Origin of the sequence: Xanthobacter autotrophicus, from assembly GCF_029991245.1 — a bacterium.
Lineage (GTDB): Bacteria > Pseudomonadota > Alphaproteobacteria > Rhizobiales > Xanthobacteraceae > Xanthobacter > Xanthobacter autotrophicus_C.
On the sequence record NZ_JAIVFO010000256.1, the window covers coordinates 1 to 2,759 of the forward strand.

1 protein-coding gene, 1 tRNA gene and 1 pseudogene are annotated in these 2,759 nt (G+C 70.1%); 2 read left to right on the forward strand and 1 reads right to left on the reverse strand.

Translation table 11 applies throughout. The annotated features are described in order from the left end of the window. A pseudogene (locus tag K9U41_RS22425) lies at window positions 1-1,281 on the forward strand (hypothetical protein); the annotation flags it as partial. Between the two features lie 170 nt (window positions 1,282-1,451). Here K9U41_RS22425 and K9U41_RS22430 read toward each other — a convergent pair. Then, the gene (locus K9U41_RS22430; protein ID WP_282643055.1) at window positions 1,452-1,811 is read right to left on the reverse strand and encodes a septal ring lytic transglycosylase RlpA family protein; all 360 of its coding nucleotides are present in this window, start codon (window positions 1,809-1,811) and stop codon (window positions 1,452-1,454) included. Window positions 1,812-2,074: 263 nt separating this feature from the next. Between K9U41_RS22430 and K9U41_RS22435 the strand changes: the two genes are divergently transcribed. Then, window positions 2,075-2,152: transfer RNA gene (locus tag K9U41_RS22435), tRNA-Pro, on the forward strand. The last annotated feature ends 607 nt before the right edge of the window (window positions 2,153-2,759 follow it).

Consider the following 2,759-nt stretch of genomic DNA (forward strand, 5'->3'; position numbering starts at 1 on the left):
CCCTCCACCCCCGCCGAGGCACGGCGCCCGGCATGGGAGGAAGATGAACGGCTGCAAGGCGAAGGGTTCGCGGACCCGTTCGCCCCCCGCGCCCGGCGCAGCCCGCCAGCTGAAGCCTATGAGGATGAGAACGAACGGCCGGCACCACCGCAACGGGGCGCCGGTCCGCTCACGCGATCCGCGCCGCCGCGCTTCCAGGAGTCTGCCCAAAACGCGCCTGCCTACGACGCGCCTGCCCGTGACCTGCCTGCCCATGACCTGCCCGGCGCGCCCCGCCGGGATCAAGGCCGGGACCCGCGCCAGGGTCGCATCGTGCAGGATGGGGAATGGCGGCAGACCGACTGGGTGGAGGCGACTTGGCACGGCGCAGCAGAGGATCGCGCCGGCCTGCCGGCCGCCGAGGCGCCCCCTGACGACGATGAGCCGCCTTATCGCCCCACCGAACGGCCGTCGCGCGCCCCGCGCCATGGCGCCACGGCCGCCGATCCGGAGACCGAGATGATGAACGAGGAGCGGCGACGGCCCCCCCTCTCGCCGTCCCGTGGGGAACGGCGCGAGCCGTCCATGAGCGCCGCGGCGCCCCCAAGTGCAGCGGCCCTGCATCTGTCGCCCGCGAACCCACCCTCCGTGGGTGCGCCGGCGGGCCGCGCTCCGATGGCCCATGCGTCTGCCGCTTCGGCGTCGGCAGGGGCGCCCCACGCCCGGCCCCCGGCGGGCTGGGCCGACGAGGAGGTGCGGCGGGTTTGGGATGAAGGCTGGGGCGAGGGGGCCCCGCAGTCTCTGCCGCGAGCGACCCGGGTCGGGCCGCTCATTGGTCCGATCCATGATGAGGATGACCCGCACTCGGGCGTGCTTCCCGAGGCCGAGCAGCGCCGGATCGCCGAGCGCATGGCCGGCCGCGCCGCGGCTCCCGACCCGTATGTGGCGCAACGGCGGGGACCGCCCCCCTGGAGCCGGGCCGAGGCCCCGCTGGACCTGCCCAATCCGGCGTTCCGCGACGGATCGGCGAGGGGGGAGGCGCCGGCCTATGCGCCCGAACCGGAGCCGCCGGCGCAGCGGATGCCGCGTGAGCCGCTGCGTCCGGGCCCGCCCGATCAATATCTGCCGCCGCACCTGAGGTCCGAACCCCGGATGGCGGGCCAGCCGCCGCCCATGGCCGCACCCGTGCTCTCGCGTGACGACGTGCATCGCATGCAGTCGGCGCTCTATGAGCTGGGTGAATGCCGGCGGCTGATGGAGGAGGTGCTGGCGCCGCGGGCCGCAGAGCGGTCGGGCGATTGATCGACCGGCGTCACGGCGCGTTCGCCGTCGCGCGGGGCTCGGCCACATTCGGCAGAGCTTGATCCGCGCGACGGGAGGTCATCCGGGGAAAAGGCGACGAGGCTGCGCCGGAGAGTGCCTCCATCCTGGCACGCGGCCGCGTGGCCTGATTGCTGAAAGCCCCGCCGGTGTCAGTCCATCACGGCGAGGGCGACGCGGGTGATGCCCGAGTTGGTGAAGCCAAGCTCGGAGGCCGCAGCGCGGGACACGTCGATCACCCGGCCGCGGACAAACGGGCCGCGATCGTTGATGCGCACGACGACGGTGCGTCCATTGCGCAGATTTGTAACACGCACCTTGGTCCCGAAGGGCAGGGAGCGGTGCGCCGCCGTCATGGCGGAGGGGTTGAAGCGCTCGCCGCTCGCGGTGCTGCGGCCTTGCCAATAGTAAGAGGCGACGCCGGTGGAGGTGTCCGCTTTTGCGGTGTTCGAGACGGCCATTCCGGCCGAGAGGGACAGGGCGAAGCAGGACAGGACCACGCGTTTCTTCATGCAATCAATCTTCCGTGTCATTTCAGATGATTGCCGAATGGCGTCGCAATGGGGCGATAGCGTCCCAATTTGCCGGCGAAAAAGTGATGAATCGGGTGCCCTCGCCACAATCCTGCCGGCATTCAGGGCCGGATCGACAATCTCGAGCTGTAGCTTGGCCGGGGATGTGCGGCTGAAAAACACATGGCTGGGGAGAGCATGGGATACCTGTGCGAGGGGGCTTGCCCACGCCGGATCGATGGTCTAAGCCTCCCATCCTCAGTCGGAGCGTAGCGCAGCCCGGTTAGCGCACTAGTCTGGGGGACTAGGGGTCGGAGGTTCAAATCCTCTCGCTCCGACCATTCAACACCCCGAAAATCCCTGCCCCAATGCCACCGGTGCCCGTGACGACGCGGGTTCCCGGCGGTCGCGTGGCCCGCTTTGCGGCGTCTGGGCGCGAGGGTCAGGGGCGGGGGAGGGCCGCCCCCCGCCCGGCTTCCGGCTTCCACCTCTCGACCGTCCGTGCGGCTCCTGCGCCTGCGGGACCAGCGCAGCGCAACTGTCCCCAGGGCCATCCTGCGCGCGGCGCCATTTTGGCACTTATGGGCGGATGCTCATCTGAGAACACAAGCGAATCATCCGCGCTAAGTCAGCGTCATAACGACTATATTCGCCTTTGATCCAGACTTACCCCTCTGCTCGCGATCCGGTGCGATTCGCCATCCGTTTGCGGCCCCCGGCACACAATTTCAGTGCCGCTGAATGATCTTTGGCGCCCTCGGGTGTGACTCCGGGGCGAATATGGATCAGGCTGCGGGCCGATTCCGCCCTGCCCTTGACCCGAGCAGCAGACGCAGCGAGGTCGCGAGAGCCATGCCTTTGCCCATGCCCAGCGAAACCGGCGCAAGCCTCACCTTCACCATCCTGGGATGCGGGTCGTCCGGCGGCGTGCCGCGGGTGGGGCAGGGG

Coding starts and splice junctions, on each gene's coding strand:
- K9U41_RS22430 (WP_282643055.1), bottom strand. CDS start 1,811: ATGAAGAAACGCGTGGTCCTGTCCTGCTTCGCCCTGTCCCTCTCGGCC.